The organism is Amycolatopsis rhabdoformis (assembly GCF_035918295.1).
GTDB classification, from domain to species: Bacteria; Actinomycetota; Actinomycetes; order Mycobacteriales; family Pseudonocardiaceae; genus Amycolatopsis; species Amycolatopsis rhabdoformis.
Window position 1 is genome coordinate 9,716,377 of sequence record NZ_CP142149.1, and the last position, 21,791, is coordinate 9,738,167.

Annotated in this window: 22 protein-coding genes; 12 read left to right on the forward strand and 10 right to left on the reverse strand. The window is 69.7% G+C overall.

Annotated features, from left to right (window positions below):
* Positions 1-42 precede the first annotated feature (42 nt).
* The 3 genes from VSH64_RS45290 to VSH64_RS45300 are packed head-to-tail and all read left to right on the forward strand — an operon-like array spanning position 43 to position 2,625.
* The gene (locus VSH64_RS45290; protein ID WP_326568890.1) at positions 43-1,479 is read left to right on the forward strand and encodes an aldehyde dehydrogenase; all 1,437 of its coding nucleotides are present in this window, start codon (positions 43-45) and stop codon (positions 1,477-1,479) included.
* Positions 1,480-1,496: 17 nt separating this feature from the next.
* Positions 1,497-1,976 (forward strand): alcohol dehydrogenase catalytic domain-containing protein, encoded by a 480-nt coding sequence (locus VSH64_RS45295; protein ID WP_326568891.1) that lies wholly within the window; start codon positions 1,497-1,499, stop codon positions 1,974-1,976.
* Positions 1,963-2,625, forward strand: a complete 663-nt coding sequence (locus tag VSH64_RS45300) for a zinc-binding dehydrogenase (RefSeq protein WP_326568892.1) — start codon at positions 1,963-1,965, stop codon at positions 2,623-2,625. The genes VSH64_RS45295 and VSH64_RS45300 overlap by 14 nt, the downstream gene beginning before the upstream one ends.
* Before the next feature lie 180 nt (positions 2,626-2,805).
* Here the strand turns inward: VSH64_RS45300 and VSH64_RS45305 are convergent, their stop codons facing one another.
* Positions 2,806-3,669 carry a patatin-like phospholipase family protein gene (locus tag VSH64_RS45305; protein ID WP_326568893.1) on the reverse strand — a complete coding sequence of 288 codons (864 nt, stop codon included), beginning with the start codon at positions 3,667-3,669 and terminating at the stop codon, positions 2,806-2,808.
* A gap of 167 nt (positions 3,670-3,836) precedes the next feature.
* Positions 3,837-4,523 (reverse strand): MarR family winged helix-turn-helix transcriptional regulator, encoded by a 687-nt coding sequence (locus VSH64_RS45310; RefSeq protein ID WP_326568894.1) that lies wholly within the window; start codon positions 4,521-4,523, stop codon positions 3,837-3,839.
* Between the two features lie 257 nt (positions 4,524-4,780).
* Between VSH64_RS45310 and VSH64_RS45315 the strand changes: the two genes are divergently transcribed.
* The 5 genes from VSH64_RS45315 to VSH64_RS45335 all read left to right on the forward strand — a co-directional run bounded on the left by VSH64_RS45315 (position 4,781) and on the right by VSH64_RS45335 (position 9,916).
* Positions 4,781-5,326, forward strand: coding sequence for a VOC family protein (locus VSH64_RS45315; protein WP_326568877.1), 546 nt, complete (start codon positions 4,781-4,783; stop codon positions 5,324-5,326).
* A 96-nt stretch (positions 5,327-5,422) separates the two neighbouring features.
* Entirely contained in the window at positions 5,423-6,430 is a 1,008-nt protein-coding gene (locus VSH64_RS45320) for an iron-containing alcohol dehydrogenase (RefSeq protein WP_326568895.1), read from the forward strand.
* Positions 6,427-7,500: a maleylacetate reductase gene (locus VSH64_RS45325; protein WP_326568896.1), complete on the forward strand. Its 1,074-nt coding sequence runs from the start codon at positions 6,427-6,429 to the stop codon at positions 7,498-7,500. Before VSH64_RS45320 ends, VSH64_RS45325 begins: the two co-directional genes overlap by 4 nt.
* A gap of 80 nt (positions 7,501-7,580) precedes the next feature.
* Positions 7,581-9,203, forward strand: coding sequence for an FAD-dependent monooxygenase (locus VSH64_RS45330; protein ID WP_326568897.1), 1,623 nt, complete (start codon positions 7,581-7,583; stop codon positions 9,201-9,203).
* Between the two features lie 176 nt (positions 9,204-9,379).
* Positions 9,380-9,916, forward strand: coding sequence for a MarR family winged helix-turn-helix transcriptional regulator (locus VSH64_RS45335; protein WP_326568898.1), 537 nt, complete (start codon positions 9,380-9,382; stop codon positions 9,914-9,916).
* Positions 9,917-9,976: 60 nt separating this feature from the next.
* Here VSH64_RS45335 and VSH64_RS45340 read toward each other — a convergent pair whose 3' ends face one another.
* Positions 9,977-10,327: a DUF1330 domain-containing protein gene (locus VSH64_RS45340; protein WP_326568899.1), complete on the reverse strand. Its 351-nt coding sequence runs from the start codon at positions 10,325-10,327 to the stop codon at positions 9,977-9,979.
* 265 nt (positions 10,328-10,592) lie between these two features.
* On the opposite strand from VSH64_RS45340, the gene VSH64_RS45345 reads away from it, so the two are divergent.
* Entirely contained in the window at positions 10,593-11,285 is a 693-nt protein-coding gene (locus tag VSH64_RS45345; protein WP_326568900.1) for a peroxiredoxin-like family protein, read from the forward strand.
* On the forward strand, positions 11,272-12,204 hold the full coding sequence (locus VSH64_RS45350) for a dioxygenase family protein (RefSeq protein ID WP_326568901.1): 933 nt from the start codon (positions 11,272-11,274) through the stop codon (positions 12,202-12,204). The genes VSH64_RS45345 and VSH64_RS45350 overlap by 14 nt, the downstream gene beginning before the upstream one ends.
* 51 nt (positions 12,205-12,255) lie before the next feature.
* On the opposite strand, the gene VSH64_RS45355 is transcribed toward VSH64_RS45350, so the two are convergent.
* The 3 genes from VSH64_RS45355 to VSH64_RS45365 form a co-directional block, all read right to left on the reverse strand.
* On the reverse strand, positions 12,256-12,606 hold the full coding sequence (locus VSH64_RS45355; RefSeq protein WP_326568902.1) for a YciI family protein: 351 nt from the start codon (positions 12,604-12,606) through the stop codon (positions 12,256-12,258).
* A 247-nt stretch (positions 12,607-12,853) separates the two neighbouring features.
* Entirely contained in the window at positions 12,854-13,708 is an 855-nt protein-coding gene (locus tag VSH64_RS45360; protein ID WP_326568903.1) for an alpha/beta fold hydrolase, read from the reverse strand.
* Positions 13,709-13,761: 53 nt separating this feature from the next.
* Positions 13,762-14,559, reverse strand: coding sequence for an alpha/beta hydrolase (locus tag VSH64_RS45365; protein ID WP_326568904.1), 798 nt, complete (start codon positions 14,557-14,559; stop codon positions 13,762-13,764).
* Between the two features lie 113 nt (positions 14,560-14,672).
* Here VSH64_RS45365 and VSH64_RS45370 point away from each other — a divergent pair, with 113 nt between their 5' ends.
* Positions 14,673-15,293 carry a TetR/AcrR family transcriptional regulator gene (locus tag VSH64_RS45370; protein WP_326568905.1) on the forward strand — a complete coding sequence of 207 codons (621 nt, stop codon included), beginning with the start codon at positions 14,673-14,675 and terminating at the stop codon, positions 15,291-15,293.
* A gap of 83 nt (positions 15,294-15,376) precedes the next feature.
* Here the strand turns inward: VSH64_RS45370 and VSH64_RS45375 are convergent, their stop codons facing one another.
* Both VSH64_RS45375 and VSH64_RS45380 read right to left on the reverse strand, forming a co-directional pair.
* Positions 15,377-16,261: an SDR family NAD(P)-dependent oxidoreductase gene (locus VSH64_RS45375; RefSeq protein ID WP_326568906.1), complete on the reverse strand. Its 885-nt coding sequence runs from the start codon at positions 16,259-16,261 to the stop codon at positions 15,377-15,379.
* 24 nt (positions 16,262-16,285) lie between these two features.
* Positions 16,286-17,764, reverse strand: coding sequence for a CocE/NonD family hydrolase (locus VSH64_RS45380; protein WP_326568907.1), 1,479 nt, complete (start codon positions 17,762-17,764; stop codon positions 16,286-16,288).
* A gap of 329 nt (positions 17,765-18,093) precedes the next feature.
* Here VSH64_RS45380 and VSH64_RS45385 point away from each other — a divergent pair, with 329 nt between their 5' ends.
* Positions 18,094-19,116 carry an Lrp/AsnC family transcriptional regulator gene (locus VSH64_RS45385; protein WP_326568908.1) on the forward strand — a complete coding sequence of 341 codons (1,023 nt, stop codon included), beginning with the start codon at positions 18,094-18,096 and terminating at the stop codon, positions 19,114-19,116.
* Between the two features lie 144 nt (positions 19,117-19,260).
* Here the strand turns inward: VSH64_RS45385 and VSH64_RS45390 are convergent, their stop codons facing one another.
* Both VSH64_RS45390 and VSH64_RS45395 read right to left on the reverse strand, forming a co-directional pair.
* Positions 19,261-19,791 (reverse strand): SUKH-3 domain-containing protein, encoded by a 531-nt coding sequence (locus VSH64_RS45390; protein ID WP_326568909.1) that lies wholly within the window; start codon positions 19,789-19,791, stop codon positions 19,261-19,263.
* Between the two features lie 174 nt (positions 19,792-19,965).
* A complete protein-coding gene (locus VSH64_RS45395) occupies positions 19,966-21,609 on the reverse strand; it encodes an alkaline phosphatase family protein (RefSeq protein WP_326568910.1) in 1,644 nt (547 codons plus the stop codon).
* Between the last annotated feature and the right edge of the window lie 182 nt (positions 21,610-21,791).

Genomic DNA, 21,791 nt, shown 5'->3' on the forward strand with positions numbered 1-21,791 from the left:
GCGAGGGTGGTCGACACGTTCGACGACGAAGGGGTCGCTCACGTGAACCGAACACAGGATCAGCTGTTCATCGGCGGCCGGTGGACCGCACCGGCCGGGACCGGCACCATCACCGTGATCTCGCCGAACACCGGCGAGCCGGTCGGCTCCGCACCCGAGGGCACCGAAGCCGACATCGACGCCGCGGTCGGTGCCGCGCGCGAGGCGTTCGACGACCCGGCGGGCTGGAGCCGAGTGCCGGCCGCGGAGCGGGCGAAGGTCCTCCGCCGCTTCGCCGACGCTATCGAGGCGCGCAAGGACACCATCGCCCAGACCGTGTCCGCCCAGAACGGCATGCCCATCGCCGTCGCCGGGCAACTGGAGGCGGTGTTCCCCGGGCTGTTGCTGCGCTACTACGCGGACCTGGTGGAGAACGCCGGGCCGGACGTGCGGCCCGGAATGCTCGGCGGGCAGATCGACGTCCGCCGCTCACCGGTCGGGGTCGTCGCCGCCATCGCGCCGTGGAACTTCCCGCAGACGCTGTCGATGTTCAAGATCGCGCCGGCGTTGGCCGCGGGGTGCACCGTGGTCACGAAACCGTCGCCGCAGACCGTTCTCGACAGTGTCCTGGTCGCGGAAGCCGCGATGGAAGCCGGGTTGCCGCCCGGGGTGCTCAACATCGTCCCCGGCGATCGCGAGGCGGGCGCGCACCTCGTGGCGCACCCCGGCGTCGACAAGGTGAGTTTCACCGGCTCCACCGCGGCGGGCCGGCAGATCGCCGAGACCTGCGGGCGCCTGCTGCGGCCGGTCACCCTGGAGCTGGGCGGCAAGTCCGCCACGATCATCCTCGACGACGCGGAGCTCGACCTCGCGAAGATCGGTGCGGACCTGTTCGTGTCCACTTTGGCCAACAACGGCCAGACCTGTTTCCTGGCCACGCGCATCCTCGCGCCGCGCAGCCGGTACGACGAGATCGTCGGCCTCATGTCGGCCTTCGCCGGGTCGATGACCGTCGGCGACTCGCTCGCCCCGGAGACCCAGATCGGCCCGCTGTCCAACCAGGCCCAGCTCGACCGGGTCACCGGCTACATCGCCAAGGGCAAGGCCGAGGGCGGCCGGATCACCGTCGGCGGCGAGCAACTCGACCGGCCGGGTTACTTCGTGGCGCCCACGGTGTTCGCGGACCTCGACAACAACGCCACCGTCTGCCAGGAAGAGATCTTCGGGCCGGTGCTCACCGTGATCCCCTACTCGGGCGACGACGACGCCGTGCGCATCGCCAACGAGTCCGACTACGGTCTCGCCGGCACTGTCTGGACGAGTGACCCCGACCGTGGCCTGGGGGTGGCCGACCGGCTGCGGACGGGCAGCGTCGGCATCAACCGGTACCTGCCGGACCCGGTCGCGCCCTTCGGCGGGGTGAAGGCCAGCGGCATCGGGCGGGAGCTCGGACCCGAGGGCCTGGGCCAATACCAGCACCTCAAGTCCATCTACTGCTGAGCGTCGAGGAGGACGTCGTGCAGACTCGTGGTTCCGTTCTGATGAAGTCGCCGGGCAAGTACGAGACGGTGGACCTGGAGGTCGACGACCCGCGCGAGGGGGAGATCCAGGTGCGGATGGTCGCGTCGGGTCTTTGCCACTCGGATGATCACGTGGCGACCGGGGACGTCCCGGTGGGGATGTACCCGTTCGCCGGCGGGCACGAAGGCGCGGGGATCGTCACGAAGGTCGGGCACAACCACAAGGGCATCAACGAAGGTGACCACGTGGTGTTCTCCTTCCTGCCCTCGTGTGGGCACTGCCGGTGGTGCGCGTCCGGGATGCAGAACCTCTGCGACCTCGGCGCGGGCCTGCTGGCCGGGTCCCGTTGGGGCGATCCGACGGACTTCCGCCTCGCGCTCGCGGACGGGCGGCGGTCCGGTGGGGCAGATGTGCGGGATCTCGACCTTCGTGGAGACCACCACGGTTTCGGCGGACTCCGCCGTGAAGGTTCCTGACGACGTGCCGCTGGCAAGCGTCTGCCTGCTGGGTTGCGCGGTGGGCACGGGCTGGGGCGCCGCGGTGAACTCCGCGCAGGTCCGGCCCGGGCACACCGTGATCGTGATGGGGATCGGCGGGATCGGGATCAACGCCGTGCAGGGCGCCGCGCACGCCGGGGCATCGAACGTGATCGCCGTCGACCCGGTCGCCTTCAAGCGCGAGAAGGCGAAGGAACTCGGTGCCACGCACGCCGTGGAGTCCATGGCGGAGGCGACCGAGCTCGCCCGGCAGTTCACCAACGGCCAGGGCGCGGACTCGGCGATCGTGACGGTGGGCATCACCACCGGTGAACACGTCGCCCAGGCCGTGTCGGCGATCCGCAAGGCGGGCACCGCGGTGGTCACGGGACTGGGCGATTTCACCGCCGTCGGGGTCCCGATTTCGCTCGGCGAGCTGACGTTGTTCCAGAAACGCCTGCAAGGTTCGCTGTACGGGCAATCCAATGCCAACACCGACATCCTCGGCCAGATCGAGTTGTACCGGTCCGGCGCGCTGAAGCTCGACGAGCTGATCACGCGGACGTATTCACTGGACGAAGTCGCGCAGGGATACCAGGACATGCACGACGGCCTCAACTTGCGGGGCGTTGTCCGGTTCGACCGCTAGGGCAGGGATCGACCACCACCGGTTCCCGCGAGCGGTGCAAAGGTGGCGGGCTTTCGAGCCTCGTGTGCTCGAAGCCCGCCACCGCAGCACGCTCGGCTCGCGGCCGCCCGGCGAACCACCGCGCTGAGCATCGGCCGCAGCCTCGGCTGAACGGGCGCGGTGGGTCGCAAGAGGACGGTCCTAGTCCTCGGTCCACCACTTCACGAGATCCACGGCCGCGTCGCGCGCCTGGCGGGCGCCGGCTTCCACCGCGGCGTCGATGAACCGCGCGTCGAGCAGGTCGGTGGGCTTCCGGTAGTACGCCTCTGAAAGGAGAACCCGGACGTCATAGCCCTGTTCGGTGAGGAGGGACTCCTCGCGGGCGATGTCATCGGAGGGGCTGCACGCCACGATCAGGACTTTGCCGCCGCTGGTTCGTCCGGCCGCCTCCAGGACCAGGTCGGCGTTGGTCCCCGACCGCACACCGCCGTCCACCCACACCGCGCCGGCCACCTCGACGGGTGGCGCGGCCCCCGGCGCCGCGGTGGAGGCCGCGATCGCGACGGGCAACGGGATGTCGTCGCCGACCGACCACGCGTGCGCCAGGCCGGTGCCCGCGTCCACCGCCGCGATCCGCAGATTGGGGGGCCACAAGCCCTTCGGGGTCGCCGCCCGCCACAGCTCTGCCGCCTTCTCCGCGGGAATCGGCGGGATCGCCTTGAGCGCGGCCTGTCCGACACTTCGCGCCGAATCGACGTCATCCGTCCGCTTCTCGGCCATCAGCGACAGCATGCTCGCCGAGCCGGTGCCGCGGTGGGCCGATTGCTCGGCGTGCCACTTCGCGCGAGCACGCATCCGTTCGGGCAACGCGATGAGCTCGTCCGGACTCATGATCAGCCAGGCGCCGGCGACCGACCCGGCCGAAGTGCCGAGGACGACGTCGTTCTCGGAAACCGTGAACCCCGCCGTGCCGAGCCTGTGGAGCAGCGCCGACTCCCACGACGCGCCGACGGGACCGCCACCGCCGAGCACCAGAGCTTTTGCCGATCGCTGATCTTGGTTCATCTCGGTGAGTCCTCATCGTCGTGGGGCCGGCGCCGATCGCGCGGGTGACGTTTTCGGTCGACCGGCTTCAATCGTAGGCACGCTGGGGTGTCACGTCGGCACATCGAGGACAAGCACTGGTCAAAAACGGACAGGCGGTGAGCGGGTTTGCGGCGGTGTCGACGCGCTCAGCCGCGTGCTTCGGCCGCCGTATCCGGATTGGCGGTGTCGTCGCAGGGTGCGGGCGGGGTGGCTTCGCGGATCTGCGCCCAGAGCCGCATCATGCGCTCGATGTCCTCGGCTTTGAGGTGCCGCAAGAACATCCGGCGCACGCCTTGGAAGTGCACGTCCATCGCGGCGTCGAGCTCGCGCTGACCCTGTGCGGTGAGCTGGGTCATCACGGCTTGCCGGCCCGTGGCCGTGAGCCGGCGGACCAGTCCCCGTTCCTCGAGGCGAGCGACTATGCGGGTGACCCCGCCGGGAGTGACCAGCACCGCGCGGGCCAGATCGACCATGCGGCACTGCAGTTCCGGTGTCCGCCAGAGCTGGTACAGCACGTCGAACTCGCTCAACGTGAGCCCGGTGTGCTCACGCAGCTCTCGTTCCAGCGCCGGCAGGATCGCGGTCTGGAGTTCCAGCACACCGCGCCACGCCAGGAGTTCCTGCCGGGTCAGGTGCGGCACGTCCTTTTCCACGGCAGCCGGGGGGTTGGCCGCGCGCACGGCCGGGCGCCGGCGCTCGGGTTGAGGGCTCGGGGAGCTCTTGCGGAGCCGGTAGGCGTGTTGCCGGCAGGCGGCGGAGCAATACCGGGGCGGTCGTCCCGTGCCGGGCGCGACGATGGGCGTGTCGCAGACGCGGCAGGTCGGCGTCGACACGGGAACCTCCTTGTGACGAAACTCGGTCGCTTCGAGGTTACGTCACGGCGCGCCGACAGGTGGGGTCGGCCGGTTCACGGTCCGTCGGCGTGCCGGTGCGGCTGGATCGAAAAAGTTTCGGCAGTGGTCGCCGGACTTATTGACTTGGAAATATCTTGCTCGTAGCGTGAAGCAGGTCATACCGAGGCGTCAGGGCTGGTCTGACGTCCTTGATCAGGAGGTTTGTTGTGGGTGTTCGGACGTCTGGGTGTCATCACATGGCTTTCGTCACGAATGACATGGAGGAGACGGTCAAGTTTTATCACGGGGTGTTGGGGTTTCCGGTGGTGGTGACGTTGTCGTTGCCGAACCCGGATCCGTTCCCGGGTGCGGTGCCGGGGAACCTGGGTGGGAGCCGGCATTACTTCTTCCGGATCAGTGAGCAGGACACGATCGCGTTCTTCGAGTTCAAGGACGTGGAGGTGCCGGCGGACAACGCGTTGCTGGGCGCGGGCAACCACTTGGCGATCACGGTGCCCTCGGAAGGGGAGCTGCAGAAAGCCAAGCGGCACCTGGAAGACAACGGGGTGAAGATCAAGAGCGAGCTCGATCACGGGTTCTGCCACTCGATCTACTTCGAGGACCCGGTCAACAAGATCGCCCTGGAGTTCGCGACCTGGCAGCACGCCTGCGACGTGGAAGAACCCTTCCTGCAAGACCCCGAACCCGTCCCCGCCGCCCTCGCCGCCATCGGCGCCGACAAATACCGGGCCCACCAGCTGCACTACAGCCCCGACGGACACGGCGGCGAAGGCCCCCGCTGACCCCCGACCGGACTGGCTGAGCCCGACGGCCTGCCCGGACCGACCCATGGCACCGACCCACGGCAGAGCGGCGTGCCCGGAAGCGAGGAACTCCGCATGAGCGGAACCACCACGGATGAGAACGAGAATCTCCCGTCCCCCCTCCTTTTCGCAGGTGGTGGTTCGCTGGAGGAGCTTCCGGAAATCGTCGATCGGCTCGGTGCGCGCAAAGCGTTGCTGGTGGTCGGCCCCGGGTGCGCCGCGCCCGCCGAGCGGGTGCGGCATCTGCTCGGCGGGCGGTCGACCGGCAGCTTCACCGACACGGTGGCCCATGTGCCCTCGTGGGAGGTGAACCTGGCGGTCGCGTCCGCGCAGGAGGTGCACGCCGACTCGGTGATCGCGATCGGCGGCGGTTCGAGCGCCGGGTACGCGAAGATCGTCGCGCTGGCGTTGGGGCTGCCGTGGATCGCGGTGCCGACCACGTTGTCGGGCGCCGAGATGACCTCGCGCTACTTCGTGACCACCGGCAAGGGCAAGGAAAGCGGGCGGTCGCGGCGGTGTGCCGCGCGCGCGGTGGTCCGCGATCCGGAGCTGCTCGACCTGACGCCCGCGCGGGTGCTGGCGTCCAGTGGCATGGCCGCGGTCGGAGCCTGCCTGGAGATCCTCGCCGGTACGCCGTCGCGGGCGTCGGCCACGGCGGCCGACGCGCAGCGCGCGCTGCGCGAGGTGCTGCCGCTGCTCGTGCGCGACCCGGCCGATCGCGAGCTGCGAGTGCGCGCGCTCGAAAGCGCCGCGCTCGCCGGTGCGGCTCTCGAGGCCGCGGGGCCCGGTCCGGCGCAGCTCATCGCCGAGGACCTCGGTGCGACCCACCGCGTCGACCACGGATCGCTGATCGCCTGCCTGGCGCCGCACGTGGGCGCCGGAGCCGATCTCGCGGGCCAGGTGCTGCCGGCGGAGACGGTGCGGAACTTCGCCGGGTCCCTCGGCTTGCCGGTCGACCTCGGCTCGGTGTGCCCGCCGTTCGATGCCGACGCCCTCGTCGAGCGGCTGGCCGCCCGGCCCGACCTGGCCGGGCCGGCTGCCGTCGACTCGCTGCGGCTGGTGCTGAAGGAGGCCATGCGATGACCTTTTCCCCTCGCAACCGCCCTTTCGAATACGAACCGAGCCCGGTCCGGGTCGTGTTCGGGCCCGGGCGCCGCGCCGAAGTGGGGGAGGAGGCGGATCGGCTCGGGCTCGCCAAGGTGATGCTGATCGCCGACGGCAACACCCCGGGTGGGCGACCGGTCGCCGACGCGCTCGGGGACCGGCTCGCGACCCGCTGGGACGAAGTGGCCCAGCACGTGCCGGTGGAGCTGGCAGAGCGAGCCGGTGAACGAGCCGCCGCCGAAGGTGTCGAAGGCCTGGTGACGCTGGGCGGAGGATCGGCCACCGGACTGGCCAAGGCCATCGCGCTCGACACCGGCTTGCCGATCATCGCGATCCCCACGACCTACGCCGGGTCGGAGCTGACGCCGGTGTTCGGCATGACGAGCACCCACCGCAAACGCACCGGGGTCGACGAGCGGGTGCGTCCCCGGGTGGTGATCTACGACCCGGAACTCACGGTGGGGCTGCCGCCGGAGATCACCGGCCCGAGTGCGTTCAACGCCTTGGCCCACTGCCTGGCCGCCCTCTGGGCTCCCCACGGCGACCCGCTGACCTCGGCGCTGGCCGCGGACGCGGTCCGCATCGTCACGAGCAGCCTGCCCGAGCTGGCGATCACCCCGACCGACCTCGACGCGCGATCCGGGCTCCAGTACGCAGCGTTCTTGGCCGGGACGGCGCTGGGGCGGACCGGTACCGGCTTGCAGCACCGGATCTGCCACCACCTCGGCGGGAAGCTGAACCTGCCCCACGCCGAAACCCACGCGGTGATCCTGCCGCACGTGGTGGCGCTGAACAGCCCGGCCGGCCCCGACTGGGTCGCCCGCCTGGAACCCTTCCTGGGCCCCGACCCGGCGCTGGGCCTGTGGAACTTGGCGCGGCGCTCCGGACTGTCCACAAGCCTGTCCCGGCTCGGCGCGACGGAGGAAGACGTCCGCGAAGTGGCCGGGCAGGTCGCGGGCTCGGCCAACCCGGTCCCCGTCGAGGCGGCTCAGGTCGAGGCGTTGCTCCGGCGTTCTCTCGACGACCTTCCGCCGTCGGCAGGTTGGTGACCGATGCCGCTTGCCGGCTTCGGTCCGGGTGCGCGGTCGCACGGCTGAGTGCCGTTTTTTCCTACTCGGAAAGGAATCCCATGCTCGACCACAACGGTGTGGCCATCGTCGGCGCGGGCCCTGTCGGGCTCATCGCCGCGCACGAGCTGGCCCGGCGCAACGTTCCACTGCGGCTGATCGACAAGCGGCCCGGCCCGTCGCACACGACCCGGGCGTTCACCTTGCACGCCCGGACCATGGAGATGTTCGAGCACATCGGCGTGGCGCACCGCATCGAGGAGGTCGCGTTGCCGTGCCCCGGAAACGTGTACCACTTCCCCGGCCTGCGCGATGACGAGAAGCCCCGCACCGATTTTCGCGGGCTCCCGACCCGCTATCCCTTCTACTACAAGATCAACCAGAACGACTTCGAGCAGGTGCTGCGTGAACACCTGTGCGCCCACTACGGCATTCGCCCGGAGTACGGCAAGGAGTTCACGGACCTGGAGCAGGATGCCGACGGCGTCACGCTTTCGGTGCTCGACAACGCGTCGGGAGAAGTTTCGAGCCACCGGTCCGCCTGGGTCATCGGCAGCGACGGTGCGCACAGCCGGGTTCGCGACCGCGTCGGCATCGAGTTCGTCGGGGACAAAGTCGGTGTCATGGCGATGATGGACGTCGAGGTCGAAGAGTTCACCCACGACGAATCGTGGGTGAACTACTTCATCGGCGAGTCGCTGTTCATGCTGGTGACGAAACTGCCCGGCCGGCTCTGGCGCGTTTACCTCAGCGACGCGGGCGCGATGACCCAGGCGGACGACCCCCGTGCGTCATTCCAGGCGGTGGCCGACAAGATCGGGATCGGCATGCGGATCGGCGAACCCCAGTGGGCGACCCGGTGGGAGATCCTCAACAGCGCGGCCGGCAGCTACCGAGCGGGCCGGGTCCTGCTCGCCGGCGACGCTTCCCACGTGCACTCCCCGGCCGGCGGGCAGGGCATGAACGGGTGCATGCAGGACGCGTTCAACCTGGGCTGGAAGCTGGCGGCAGTTGTCGACGGAGCAGCGCCGGAGACGCTGCTGGACTCCTACGAGGCCGAGCGCCGGCCGATCGGCGCGCAGATCACGGCGGGCGCCAAAGCCACCCACGACATCGTGATGGCCTTCGGGCAAGGGCTCGAGGACCGCATCGCGCTGACCCGCGAGCCCGGTTGGCAACAGCGGACCGTCGAACTGATCTCGGGGATTTCGCACAACTACCGCGACGTCGTCTCCGCCCCGGACGTTCCCGCGGTCGCGGGACCGCGGGTCGGGGACCGTGCTCCCGACGCCCAGCTGGTGATCGAGCCGCGCAAGCGGCTCTTCGACCTGTTCCGGCACGGCGGATTCACCTTGCTGCTGGTGCCACGCCCGAGCGTCACCGAGGACTTCGAACGCGCCGAGCGCGTGGCCGAACAGATGCGCGCCGCGTTCGGCGACCGCGTCTCGTCCGTGCTGGTCACCGACGAGCGGACCACAGCGTTCGACGAGGACCACACCATCCCGGACCAGCTCGGAGAGCTCGCGAAGCGGTACGAAGTCGGGCGTGGCGAAAGCCGCGCGATCCTGGTGCGGCCCGACCTGTACGTCGGTGGCCACACCCGGCTCGAGGACGCCGAAGCCCTCGTCGGACAGCTCGGTCAGTGGCTGACCCCGCGGGTGGGGGTGCCGGCCGGCCGCCGTTGAGGCACGTCCGGACCACCCTTCCGGACGCCGAGCATCCGCGTGCTCGCCCTGACCCTCGGGTGCTGGAAGAGCCCGAGGCCTCGGAAGATTCCGCCGCGCAATCGTCGCCTCACTGCCCCGGTCAAGTAGGTTGGACGCGGCGGGGAACCGAGGCGCGAGCAGGGGCGGGGTGTGGCGTGACGCAGCAGGCGCGGCCGGCGACGGCCGAGAAGAGCACACGTCGTGTGCCCGACGCGGCGGGCAACCTCGAAGACATGCTCGCCCGGTTGCAGCGGGAAACACAGCTGTGGCAAGGCTTCCTGCTGGCGCACCGGCAGCTCGTCGGCGCACTGGCGGAGCAGATGATGCGGGACCACCGCCTGCCCCTGGAGTGGTTCGACGTGATGGTGCAGCTCGCCGACGTGCCGGACATGCGGCTGCGCCAGCGGGAGCTCAAGGACCGCGTGCTGCTCAGCGAGAGCGGGGTGAGCCGGCTGCTGGTGCGGATGGAGCGTGCGGGCCTGGTCGTCCGCACGCCTTCGGATGATGACAAGCGCGGGGTCGACATCGAGCTCACCGAGGGAGGCCGGGCGTCGCTGCTCGCCGCGATGGAGTCCCATCTCGACCTGGTCGCCGAGCTGTTCACGGACCGGCTGACCGCCACGGACGAAACCGCGCTGCAGCGGGTCGTCACGAAGCTCGTCGACGCTCAGGTACGGCCCACAGAGGACTGACGGGATTCCCCGTGCCACAACGGAATCCGGTCGTCGGTGGGGAAACGCACTCCCGGGCGGTCACCAGGGCTTTTCCCACCCGCCCACCAGCAGCACGCGTCCGGTGCTCGAGGCTTGGCGCTTGCGCGCCGCGGCCTGGTACGTGTCGGAGTTGAACCACGCGCGGGCGATGTCGATCGTGGGGAACTCCACGATCACGAGCCGCAGAGTGGGCCAGTCACCTTCCAGCGCCTCCACCACACCCCGAGGCGCGGGCTCACCCGACAGCACGCGCCCGCCGAACCGGCGGATGCTCGCCTGCCCGTCGAGCCGATACGCCTCGTACCGCTCGGGATCGTGGATCTCGAGGTCGAAAACCACGTAGCCCTTGGGCGTGGGCTTGGCCTCCGGGCCGCTTGATGCGCTCGTCATGGCGTCCGTCCTCGGTTGTCGGGGTGCGAGCTGAACCGATCATCCGCGAAGCTACTCGACCTTGCACGCGCAAGCAATAAGGTGGCGAGTGCGCATTGCTTGCGCGCGCAAGTTAAAGTAGGGTGACGATCACGGGCAATCCGGGCGTCGCGGAACGCGGGAAGAACCCCGTGAGCGTTGAAGAAATCCCAGTGTGGCTGCCGAACACCGTCCGGGGCGCACACCTGGCCGGACCAGGACGACAGTGAGGTGCGGTGACGCGAGGATGGCGCTGGAACACGAGCTGGCCGCGCAACGGCAGCGGGCCTACGAGTTGCGGAGTGAGCGTGAGCGGGCGGTACGAGCCGACGCGGTGACAGCGGTGGTCGAATCCCGCCTCGCCGAACGCGCCCTGCGGGAAGGCGAGTCGATTCCCGGGATCCGGCTGCCGGATGCCACTGGGAAGATCGTCGACGTCGGCGCTTTGCTGGCCGAGGGGGCCGTGGTGCTCTCCTTCTACCGGGGCGGCTGGTGTCCCTACTGCAATCTCGAACTTCGGGCGTTGCAGGCGCGGCTGCCGGATCTGCGCGCGCTCGGCGCCGGCCTGGTCGCCATCAGTCCTGAGCTGCCCGATCGGTCACTGTCCACAGTGGAGAAAAACGAGCTCGGGTTTCCGGTTCTGTCCGACGTCGGCAACGACGTGGCGCGGCAGTTCCGCCTGGTTCACCCGATCGCGCCGGACGTGGTCCGGTACCAGCTCGGCAACGGCAATGACGTCGCGGCGTTCAACGGCAGCGACGTCGCCGAAGTTCCCCTTCCCGCCACCTATGTGGTGGACCGGCTCGGCGTCGTGAGGTTCGCCTTCGTCGCCGCCGACTACACCCGGCGCGCCGAACCCGCGGAACTCCTGGCGGCGGTGCGCGAACTGGCCGGCGAGCACGCCGGCGACGAGAAAGGCGACAACGATGGCGGACACTGAACGCGCGGCTTCGACGACGAGTGAGCAGATCACCGCCGAAGTGCTGGCAGCGGTCGGCAACACCGGTGACGAGCGCGCCAGGGTCGTGCTCACGGCGCTCATCCGGCACGCGCACGACTTCGCCCGGGAAGTCCGGCTGCAGCCCGACGAACTGCTCGCGGCCGCCGATTTCCTGCGGCGGTGTGGCGACATCAGCGACGAGGCCCGGCACGAGTTCATCCTGCTGTCCGACGTCCTGGGCATCACCATGGTCGTCGATACGCTCGCCGCCGACGTGCCGGACGGCGCGCTCGAAACGAGCGTGCTCGGGCCGTTCTACCGCGCCGGATCCCCGCTCGAACCCCACGGCGCGAACATCTCCCGCGGCGGCTCGGTGGACGGCGAACCGGCGCGCATCCACGGCCGGGTGCTCGATCTGCACGGCGAGCCGATCGCCGGCGCGGAGCTCGACGTGTGGGGCACCAACGCGAACGGCCTCTACGAGAACGTCGATCCCCTGCAGCCGGATTACAATCTGCGCGGGCGGTTTCGCACGGACGAATCCGGCGCGTACGACCTGTGGACGGTCAAGCCGGTCAGCTATCCCATCCCCGACGATGGACCGGTCGGCGAGCTGCTGCGGGTGACGAACCGGCACAACATGCGCCCGGCGCACTTCCACGTGATCGCCTCGGCCGAAAATCACCGCACGATCGTCACCGAGCTCTACAGCGACGATGACGAATACCTGTGGTCAGACGCGGTGTTCGGGGTGAAATCCTCGCTCGTGGTGCACTACGAACGGATCGAGGATCCGCGGCGTCTGGCCGAGGTCGGCTCCGCCGAACCCTATTGGGAGCTGCGCCACGACTTCGTCCTCACACCCGGAGAACGAGCCGGCGTCTCGTTCACCACCGGCCGCGAGAGCGCTGGGCGGTAACCCGGGAAGGTTCATTGTCCTCAGCAGCACCCGGGCCGGGCCGCGGCCCGCTCAGGTGAGGTCGAACGACCCGGTGGACACGGTCAGCCGAGCGGTGAGCGTTCCCTCGTTGATCCGCCAGGGGACGATGCGGAACGTCCGGGCTCCCGAGGCGTGCATCGGGTCGGCTTCGGCGAGCCGCCGGGCGGCGTCGGCCGATTCGGTGCGGAACACGATCAAGCCCGAGCCGGCGGGCTCCAGCGACTCGGCCAGGAGCGGCCCGGCGACGAGGATGTCGGCTTCGTGCTCCTTCAGCCACGCCTTGTGGGCGTCGAACTGACGGCTCCTCTCGGCGGCCGAGTCCGCGTTGGCCGGGTCGGTGAAGCAGGCGTAGTAGAGGTTCGCTTCGGTGCCTTGCGCCATCGTGCGTGCGTCCTTTCTGGTTGCCGAGGGTCTGCGGCGGCCGTGCTCTTCCGGGGAAGGGAACACCACGTGGGGCTCGGCGTCGGTGTCGAGCCGAAGGCGCTGGTAGCTGAGGAAAGTGTGGTCGGCGGCGAACGTCTCCACACCGCCGAGCCCGGCCGGTCCGCCCTCGGTTCACGGTAGTCAAAGTTGCGTGCGCGTGCAAGAAAAAATGGCCGTGCAGGAAAGACCTGCACGGCCGAGAAAATCAGGAGGTGTGGTGCGCGGCGTCTTCGATGACGTGCTCGACGGTGCTCGGGTGCGACAGCATCGACAGGTGCGACGCGTTGACCTTCGTGACGGTCGAGCCGGCTCGGGTGGCCATGAACTGCTGCGCGGCGGCCGGGAGCGCGTGGTCGGCGAGCCCGATCACGTCCCAGCTGGGGATGGTGGTCCACGCGGGGGTGCCGGAGGGTTCGTCGAGCGCGGACGCGGCGAGCGGGCGCTGGGTGGCGGCGAGTTCGGTGGCCTCCCAGTTCGGCAGGTCGTTGGCGAGGATGTCGCGGAACTGCGCGGGCTTGACGTAGACGTCGATGTCGGTGGCGCTCTGCGGCACGAAGTTCAGCGCCGCGGGCGCGACTTTGCTGCCGGGGTACTGGGCGGTGAGGGTGTTGAGAGTGTCGCCCTTGGCGGGGATGTACGCGTCGACGTAGACGAGTGCCTGCACGTTCTTGTTGCCGGTGGCGGCATTGGTGATCACGAACCCGCCGTAGGAGTGGCCGACCAGCACGATGGGGCCGGTGATCGTCTTGAGGTAGTTGGCGAGGTAGGCGGAATCGGACGCCACGCCGCGCAGCGGGTTGGGCGGCACGGCGACGGTATAGCCGTCGCGCTGCAGCCGGGTGACGACGTCGCTCCAGCTGGAGCCGTCGGCCCAGGCGCCGTGCACCAGCACGACGGTGGGCTTCGCGGCCGGTTTGGCGGGGTGGCCGTAGTCGGCGCCGACGGCCGGCGCCGCGGTGAGAGCCGTTGCCGTCGCGGTGGCGGGGGCGACCGCCGCGACGAGCGCGAGCGCTCCGCCCAGCAGGGTGATCCGGCGGCCGAGCTTGCGAGAGGACTTCATGATGGTTCCTTTCGAGGACGATCGGCGTGCCGCGGCGCGGCACGCGAGGTCAGTCAGAGGCCCTGGCGCTTGAGCCAGGTGAGGGTGAAGTCGGCGATTTCGCGCCAGCCGTGGTCGAAGACCAGCGAGTGGCCGCGGTCCGGGAACGACTGGTAGTCCGTGGTCGCGCCGGAGCGGGCGTAGAGCTTGTAGGCGGCCTTGGCGACGACCTCGGGGACGGTGTGGTCCTTTCCGCCGCCGATGATCAGCAGGGGTCCGCGGTCGCTCTTCTCGGTGTCCACCGCGGCAGGGGAGCTTTTGCTGAAGTTGGCCGTGCTCGCCTCGAACAGCGGCTTTCCGGGGCCCGGGATCGCCCAGCGGGCGAACAGGGCGTCGGATTCCTCCTTCGGCAGGGCGTTGCCGAAGGCGTAGCGGAACTGCTTCTCCGTGAGGGCCACGGCGCGCTTCTTGTTGCCGGGCTTGGCCAGCACGGGGAAGCCGGAGCGGATCTGTGCGAACGGCACGGGCTTGACGCCCTTGATCTGACCGGGGTCGACGGCGACCGCGGCCGCCGCGTGGCCGCCGGCCAGGATCTTCTGGGCGATGAGCCCGCCGAAGGAGTGCCCCACCACGATCGGCTTCACGTCGAGGCCGTCGATCACGCGGAGGTAACCCGCGGTGATCTCCTCGAGGCCGCGGTCGGCGACGGCGGCGGCGTTCTGCCTCGTCGCGGCCACGGTCGGGGAGTCGCCCGGCCAGCCCGGGGCGATCGGCTCGTAACCGGCCTCGCGGTAGACCTCCATCCAGCTCTGCCAGGCATCGGAGTGGACCCAGAGGCCGTGGACGAAGACCACCGGCGTTGACGAAGGCATTCAGTTCTCCTCAGGTAGACTAACTAGTAAGTCTACGGCACCGTAACACGGCTCCGGTGCACCGCGAAACCCGCGCTACGGCGGCTGCGGGACAGAATGGGAAGGTGGACGACATGACACAGCAGCAGACGGAGCCCGCCGCCGGGCCGGCGGGCAACCCGTCGATGCGCGACCGGATCGTCGAGGCCGCGGCGGAGCTGTTCTACGGTCGTGGGATCCGGGCTGTGAGCGCCGAGAAGATCATCGCGAAGGTCGGCATCACCAAGGTCACGTTCTACCGCTACTTCCGCACCAAGGACGACCTGATCGTGGCGTACCTCGAACGCCGCGCGAAGTGGGAGCGCGACGCGATCGCCGGCGCCCGGCAAGCAGCCGGCGGCCAGGTTCCCGAGGTGTTCCGCCTGGTGGCGGAGGGCATCGGCGCGGAAAGCTGCTCACCCGGCTTCAGGGGCTGCCCGTTCATCAACGCCGCCGCGGAATACGCCGACGCCGACCACCCGGTGCGGCACACGGTGGACCGCCACCGGAAGTGGTTCAAGCAGGCCATCGAGGAGATGCTCACCGAAATCGGCGTCCGGGACACCTCCGCCGCGGCCGACGAACTGATCATGCTCCGCGACGGTGCCATGGTCGGCGGCTACCTCGGTAACCCCGCCACGATCGCGCGTTCGCTCTACGCCGCCGGCAAGGCCGTGATCGAGCACCACCGGTCGACCGAGGGCCAGGACGGCTGACGCGGGCGACGGTGTTCCGAGGTCGGCCACCCGATTTCCTTTCCTCACGAAGAAGCGGTATCGCCGCGGCTTCGGTTGCGCTGTCAGAAGGGCTGCGTACCGCACTCGCGCATGTCAGCCGCGTACGGCGCGACGCTCAGAACGCCGCCGTCGACGGCGTGCACGCTGCCGCTGATGAACCCCGCGTCGTCGGACGCGACGAAGGCGACGAACTTGGCGATGTCCTCGAAGCGGCCCAGCCTCGGGGTGGTGTGGTGGCGGGCCATCATGGTGAGCCAGTGGGTACCGCTCAGCGCTTCCAGTCCTTGCTCGCCCAGCGTGATTCCGGGCATGACCGCCACGCACCGGATGTTCTGCTTGCCGTAGCGGGCCGCGACCGAGCGCGTCAGCGAGTTGAGCCCGGCTTTCGAAGCACCGTAGGCGAACCGGGTCGGTTCACCGATGACTCCTGATCCGGACGACGTGTTGACGATGACCCCGCCGCCCGCCTCGATCATGAGGGGGATCGCGTACTTGCAGCCCAGCATGGGTCCGCGCAGGTTGACGGCCAGGGACCGGTCCCACAGGTCGGCGTCCATTGTGGTCAGGTCGTCGTCCTGCTGCGACGCGAAGGTCGCCGCCGCGTTGTTGTGCAGGATGTCGAGCCGGCCGAACCGGTCGACCGCTGCGGAAATCATCGCCTGGACGGCCTTCTCGTCGGCGATGTCGGTTTCGACGCCGATCGCCCGACCGCCATCGCGCACGATCTCGGCGGCCCGCGCCTCGGCGGCTTCACCGTTGATGTCGGCGAGCACGACCGCCGCACCGCGACGGGCGAACTCCGCCGCGCACGCCGCCCCGATCCCGCCACCGGCTCCGGTGACAAGCGCGACTTTGTCCTGCATGAAAAAACCTTCCGGTGGGAGGGAATCGATCAGCCGAAGAAGGTGCCGTCGACGGAATCGGGCATCCGGTGCGGTGACCGGCATCGGGTCCGGCGAGGGTCGCCGGGGTCACCCGATCGTGGGGTAGGTGAACGCGGAGTGGCCATAGTGGACGGTCACGGTCCCCGCGGGAGCATCCGAGTCGATCACGCCTTCGTCGCGGCTGGCGATGCGGATCCGCAGCCGGTGTCCCGCCTCGAACCGGTGGTGCGCCGCCCACAGTGGCACGCGCAGGTCGTAGGTTGTTCCCGGTATCACCGGTACCCGCGTCTCGTTGCCGTCGCGGTGGCTGGCGCGCAGGAAGCCGTGGGTCACGCGGGAGACAGCGCCGTCGGGACCGAGGTCTTCCAGTGCCACGGCGAGGTACCCCTCGTCCGCGGTGAAGGAAACCCGCAGGTCGACGAGCGGGGTGCCGGCCACCACGAGGTCCGCGGGAAGGGTCTCCGTCTCGGCGCACAGCGCACCGGTCGCCACGTCGAAGGACTCGGTGGTCTGCTCGGCCGAGCCGGACACGAGCTTGCCGGGCGCGAAGCCCAGGTGGTCTTCCCGCGCTTCGGCCGGCGGCCAGGTCGAGTACTGCTTCCAGCCCGAGCGGGGCATCTCGTAGGAGGTGACCTTGGTTTCGGGGAGGAGGCCGGGCACCTCGTCGGAGAGCCAGTGGTCCCACCACGCCAGGTACGCCGCGGTGGCGATGTCTTCGAACTGGCCCGGGAGCATGCCGTGGCTCCACGGACCCGCGACCATCCACACGTTTTCGGGGCGGGCCTGGAAGTTCTCCACCATCGCGTTGCGGTATTGGTCCAGCCAGCCGCCGACGTCGAGCACCGGAACGTCGAGGGTGTCCCAGCGCGCCCGGACGCTGCGTTCGCGCCAGAAGTCGTCGTAGAGCGGGTGCTGCGGGTAGGTCTGGAGGGTGGCCGGCGCGGTGTCCTTCTGCCAGCCGCGGATCCGGCTGTTGTAGATCCCGCCGAGGTAGATCGTGTTCTCGTACCAGTCGCTCAGCGCTTGCGCCGCGATCACCGCAGTGAGGTGCTCCGGCCGGTGCACGGCGGCCAGCAACGTGGTGTGCCCGCCGTAGCTCACGCCCATCTGGCCGACCTTGCCCGTCGAAAACGGCTGCGTGCCGAGCCACTCGATCAGGTCGACGTTGTCCCGCTGTTCCTGCGGGCCGAACGGCTCGATCTCGCCCGGCGAGGCGCCGCTGCCGCGCACGCTGCACACCAGGGCCACGTACCCGCGGGTCACGAACGAGCGGGCGCCGCCGGCCATGAACGACACCGCGCCGTACCCGTTGAACTCGTAGACGAGGCCCGGGAAGCGGCCCGCCGCGGGCGTGCCGTCGGGGTTCGCCGGGCGGTGCAGTTCGCCGGCCAGGAGCACGCCGTCGCGCATCTCCACCTGCACCTCGGTCACGTGAACGCCGTGCGTTTCCGGTCTCGCGTATGCGAAGAACGGGTCCGTCGACGAGGTCGAGGGAGCGACGACCTTCGTCAGGTCGAGCCCGGCGAAGTGCTCGGTGAGGTCAGCAGGCGACAACGGTTCCGACATGCCCGGAGCGTAACCACGGCGACCCCTGGAGGAGCCTCAACAAACCGAAGTGACCACTGATTCGACCTTCCGGCGCAGAAACACTCAACCGGGGTCACCAGCGGGCCACAAGCGATCGGCGCGAGCGCCCGCTCTCCCCGGGTTTCCCTGGTTCCGAAACCCGTCGAACTGCGCAAACTCCGCGCCGGGTGCTCTCGGCGACGGGGATGTGTGCACCGAGCGCCCAGCAGCCGAGGAGCGATCGATTCGACGGCTGGACTCCGCAGAAACGGGTAGCATCCAGCCGCCACGGGTGTTTCCCGCGCACCTGGTGCCCTTGGAGTCCTGCCATGCACGAGCCATTGTCCGAGGACGACCTCGCCCTCATCCACGCGCTGCAGATCTGGCCGCGCGCCAGCTGGAGCTCCCTCGCACCGGTCCTGGGCGCCTCGCCCCCCGCGCTCGCGAGCCGCTGGACCCGGCTGCGCGAGAACCAGGTCGCGTGGGTGTACGCCTATCCGCTCGGCGGTGTGGCCCCGCGCCACCGGCAGCTGGCCATCGTCGAGCTCGACTGCGCACCGGGCCGCCTCGACGACGTGGTCGCGACGCTCGAAGGGCTGGTCCACGTGCGGGCCATCGAGTACGCCGCCCGCGGCCGCGACCTGATGACGATCGTCGCGGCCCCGAACTTCGAGAAACTCTCCTCGCTGATCCTCGACGAGCTGTCGAGGACTCCGGGCGTGGTGTCGACGAGGACACACCTCGGCACCGAGATGCACATCGAAGGCCGGCAGTGGCGGCTCGACGCGCTCGACACCGGTCAGCTGGCCGCCATCGAAAAGGCTGCCAGGGCCGCCACCCCCGTTCAGCGAGAAATGCCCCTCGACATCACCTCACCCGCCTACGCCCCCTTGGTGTCGCAACTGACCAGAGACGGCAGGGCCACGGCGATCGACATCGCCGAGCAGGTCGGTCGCCCCGCGTCGACCGTCCGCCGGCAACTCGGGCGGTTGCTCAAGGCGGGTGCCCTGGCGATGCGGTGCGAACTGTCGCAGCTGCACACCCGATGGCCGGTGAGCGTCACGTGGTGGTGTCGCGTGCCGAAACCGCTCCTGCTGTCCGTGGTCGGCCGGATGCGCGCCGAGCCGCGCGTGCGGATGTGCATGTCGATGACCGGCCCGGCGAACTTCGTGGTCTTCGCGTGGACCGCGGGCCTCACCGACCTGATGCAGGTCCAAGGCGTCATCGAGGACCTGCTGCCGCCAGGCGCCATCATCGACAGCTCGGTGACCCTGCGCACGCGCAAACGCGCCGGCTGGTTGCTCCGGCCGGACGGCCGCCTGGACACGGACAGCCCGCAGCCCGCGCAGTAACCGCGTGGCCTGGCGTTGACCGGCGCGGACGCGGTGTCTGCGGACGAAGTGCCGTGCGCTGCTTGGCCCGTCTCGGGTGATCGCCTCGGGTGGTGCATCGCTGAGAAGCTCTTCGCATCGCCCCGCGGTTGAGCCGTAACCAAATCAGGCGCGGTGGGCGGGTGAGCCCCCGCGGGGCCAGGGCTTCATTCCCGGGGGCGCCTGAACGCAGATCAACGGCCGATCAGCGCTGACCATCAGGTCCAAGCCCTCGCCAGGTGTGCTTCCGATGCTCCAGATCAGACCGTTCGCGTAAGCGGCCAGCGCGCCGTCCGGCCGCATGAAGACGTGCGAATAGCTGAGCCACCAGCCGATGGGAAACCACGAGCCGCCCATGGCTGAGGCGATGGCCGAGGACTCGCCCTGATGCCGGGCGCCGACGCCCACTGCGTCGACGAAGAACGGTTCACCGTTGAGGAAGTTGGGGCCGTCCTCGCGGGCCGGGCCGATCTTCAGGCCCTGGAACGATGCGAGAAATTCGGTCGCCGCGGCGCTCGGGGTGTACCCCTGCGCCTCCAGGGACTGGATATCGGAGGACACGTCGAGGTGTCGACCGGGGTGCCAGCCGGCCAGCCGCAGGGCAGAGACCGTTGCCGGGTTCAAGGGCGAGGTGAAGTCCGCAGGTCCACCGCTCACTGGTGATTCACCCCAAGCTGCCCATCACTCGTCGGCCGGAGTAGCGCGCGAGTAAATGGTACGTGCGGGTGCCGATGGGCCGCTGGGCGGTGATCGTCGGCAGGCACACGTAACAACAACCGAAAAAAGCACCGGCCCTCGCCCCGATCCCGTCCGGGGCGAGGGCCGTCGTGCTCAGCGTCGGTCGAGTCCCGGCAGTACGCGCGTGCCTTCGGTGCGCACGGCCGCCAGCGAGCGCGGGTCCAGCTGCAGAAGCTGCAGGATGGTCGGCGCGATCTGCGTCGTTTCCACCGCGGCGCCGATTGTCCGGCCGCGGCCGGTGCCGCTGACGACCAGGGGGACGGAGCGGTCGTCGGCGGACGCGCCGCCGTGTTCGGCGATCTTCGATTGGCCGCCGGTGAACACGACGCCGGGCGAGGTCAGGCCGACGAGGTCGGGAACGCGGTCATCGCCGGGGCGTGCGCCGAAGTAGCGGGCGGCGTCGGCTCCCGCGTGGACGGTCGTCAGTCCGGAGTGGACGAACGGTTTCGGCGCGCCGGTCACGCCGTTGCCGGTGCCGGACTGGGCGAGCAGGTAGTTCTTCGCGAACGTGGTCGCCGCCGGCGAGCGGTCGGTGAGCCACAGCAGCATCGCGTCGTCGTCGGTGGACTGGGCCACGAGGGCGGGGGCGCCCGGGTGGGTGGCGCGCCAGGCGGCGTTGAGGCCGTCGAGCAGGGCACCGTCGTCGATCCGGGTCAGGGCGGCGGGGTCGATCGGGGACTGGCCGTGTTTGGCGGACAGGACGATCGTGGTGTCCTGGTCGAGGTGGCGGCGCTTGAGCTCGGCGGAGAACGCGCCGACCTGGTGGTCCACGAAGTCGAGGGCCGAGCGCACGACCGGCCCCGGGGCACCGCCGGGCAGGTAACCACCCGCCTGGCCGCCGGACACCGGGAGCTTCTGCGCGGTGGACACCGACTGGAAGTTCAGCCCGAACACCGCCGGCGTGCCGACCTTCGTGGTGCCGCTGTGGTCGTAGCCGTCGATCTCGTTGAGCACCGCGCGCGCCTTGTAGCCGTCGTAGCGCTGGGTCGCGGCGTTGTCGGTGGTCCAGTCCGAGCCGGCCGGGGCGCCGGGCACCTGGCTGTTGATCTCGGGCGTGAACAGGTCCTGCACACCGGTGCCGGAGGGGCCGTTGAGCAGCTCGTAGGCCGGGTGCTTGTCCGACCACGCGGTGCGCAACCCGGCCTGGCGGGCCACCTCGAACACCGTGTTCACCCGCAGGTACTGGTGCGGGTAAACGGGTGCGCACGTCTTCGGGTCGACCGGCAGCTTCGCCGGATCGATGAGCGTGCGCGGGTTTCCGGTCATCTTCAGCACGCCGCTGGGCAGGTTGCCCACGCCCTGTCCGGCGTCGAGGGCGGTCTGGTCGTGGTCGAGGTCCTCGGTGTAGTCGACGACGGCGCCCGGCTTCGCTCCGGCGCAGTTCGTGGTGCCCGCCGGCAGCAGGCCGTGGTTGTAGGTCGCGTCGTAGTAGACGCCGGTCGTCGCCGGGTTGCCGCCGGTGATCTGCGCGACCAGGCCCGGGAACGAATCCGACGGCACCGGGGTGCTCGCGTGCGCGTACTGCGTGCCGTGCCCGACCAGCTGCGCCAGCGCCGACTGCGGGTGCGCGGCGGTGTACCAGGCCAGGTCCGATTGGTGCATCCCGTCGACCGAGATGAGCAGCACGTGGTGCTGCGCGTCGTGCCCCGGCTGCTGCGCCGCGGCCGCCGGCAGCGCCGTCGCGAACAGTCCCGCGGCTGCGAGAAGGGCGAACAAGGGTGTGCGGGATCTCGACACGTGAACTCCTCCTGCTGTTCCTGCGTCCACAATGGGCGCCCGGGGTATTCCAGGCCGTGGAAACGGAATTCAGGAAACACTGGAGAGAACATCACATGAACTGAATTGCGGCCAATTAGCTGCGAAAACGGCCGAAAAGTTTACGGCATCGAAGGTTAGCCACTGGTTCACGCACGGCAATT

Bases quoted from the DNA above. Each gene is read 5' to 3' on its own strand.
- VSH64_RS45305 (WP_326568893.1), bottom strand. From the start codon at position 3,669: ATGAACCAAGATCAGCGATCGGCAAAAGCTCTGGTGCTCGGCGGTGGC.
- VSH64_RS45315 (WP_326568877.1), top strand. From the start codon at position 4,781: ATGGCTTTCGTCACGAATGACATGGAGGAGACGGTCAAGTTTTATCAC.
- VSH64_RS45320 (WP_326568895.1), top strand. From the start codon at position 5,423: ATGAGCGGAACCACCACGGATGAGAACGAGAATCTCCCGTCCCCCCTC.
- VSH64_RS45325 (WP_326568896.1), top strand. From the start codon at position 6,427: ATGACCTTTTCCCCTCGCAACCGCCCTTTCGAATACGAACCGAGCCCG.
- VSH64_RS45330 (WP_326568897.1), top strand. From the start codon at position 7,581: ATGCTCGACCACAACGGTGTGGCCATCGTCGGCGCGGGCCCTGTCGGG.
- VSH64_RS45340 (WP_326568899.1), bottom strand. From the start codon at position 10,327: ATGACGAGCGCATCAAGCGGCCCGGAGGCCAAGCCCACGCCCAAGGGC.
- VSH64_RS45345 (WP_326568900.1), top strand. From the start codon at position 10,593: ATGGCGCTGGAACACGAGCTGGCCGCGCAACGGCAGCGGGCCTACGAG.
- VSH64_RS45350 (WP_326568901.1), top strand. From the start codon at position 11,272: ATGGCGGACACTGAACGCGCGGCTTCGACGACGAGTGAGCAGATCACC.
- VSH64_RS45355 (WP_326568902.1), bottom strand. From the start codon at position 12,606: ATGGCGCAAGGCACCGAAGCGAACCTCTACTACGCCTGCTTCACCGAC.
- VSH64_RS45360 (WP_326568903.1), bottom strand. From the start codon at position 13,708: ATGAAGTCCTCTCGCAAGCTCGGCCGCCGGATCACCCTGCTGGGCGGA.
- VSH64_RS45365 (WP_326568904.1), bottom strand. From the start codon at position 14,559: ATGCCTTCGTCAACGCCGGTGGTCTTCGTCCACGGCCTCTGGGTCCAC.
- VSH64_RS45370 (WP_326568905.1), top strand. From the start codon at position 14,673: ATGACACAGCAGCAGACGGAGCCCGCCGCCGGGCCGGCGGGCAACCCG.
- VSH64_RS45375 (WP_326568906.1), bottom strand. From the start codon at position 16,261: ATGCCGGTCACCGCACCGGATGCCCGATTCCGTCGACGGCACCTTCTT.
- VSH64_RS45380 (WP_326568907.1), bottom strand. From the start codon at position 17,764: ATGTCGGAACCGTTGTCGCCTGCTGACCTCACCGAGCACTTCGCCGGG.
- VSH64_RS45385 (WP_326568908.1), top strand. From the start codon at position 18,094: ATGCACGAGCCATTGTCCGAGGACGACCTCGCCCTCATCCACGCGCTG.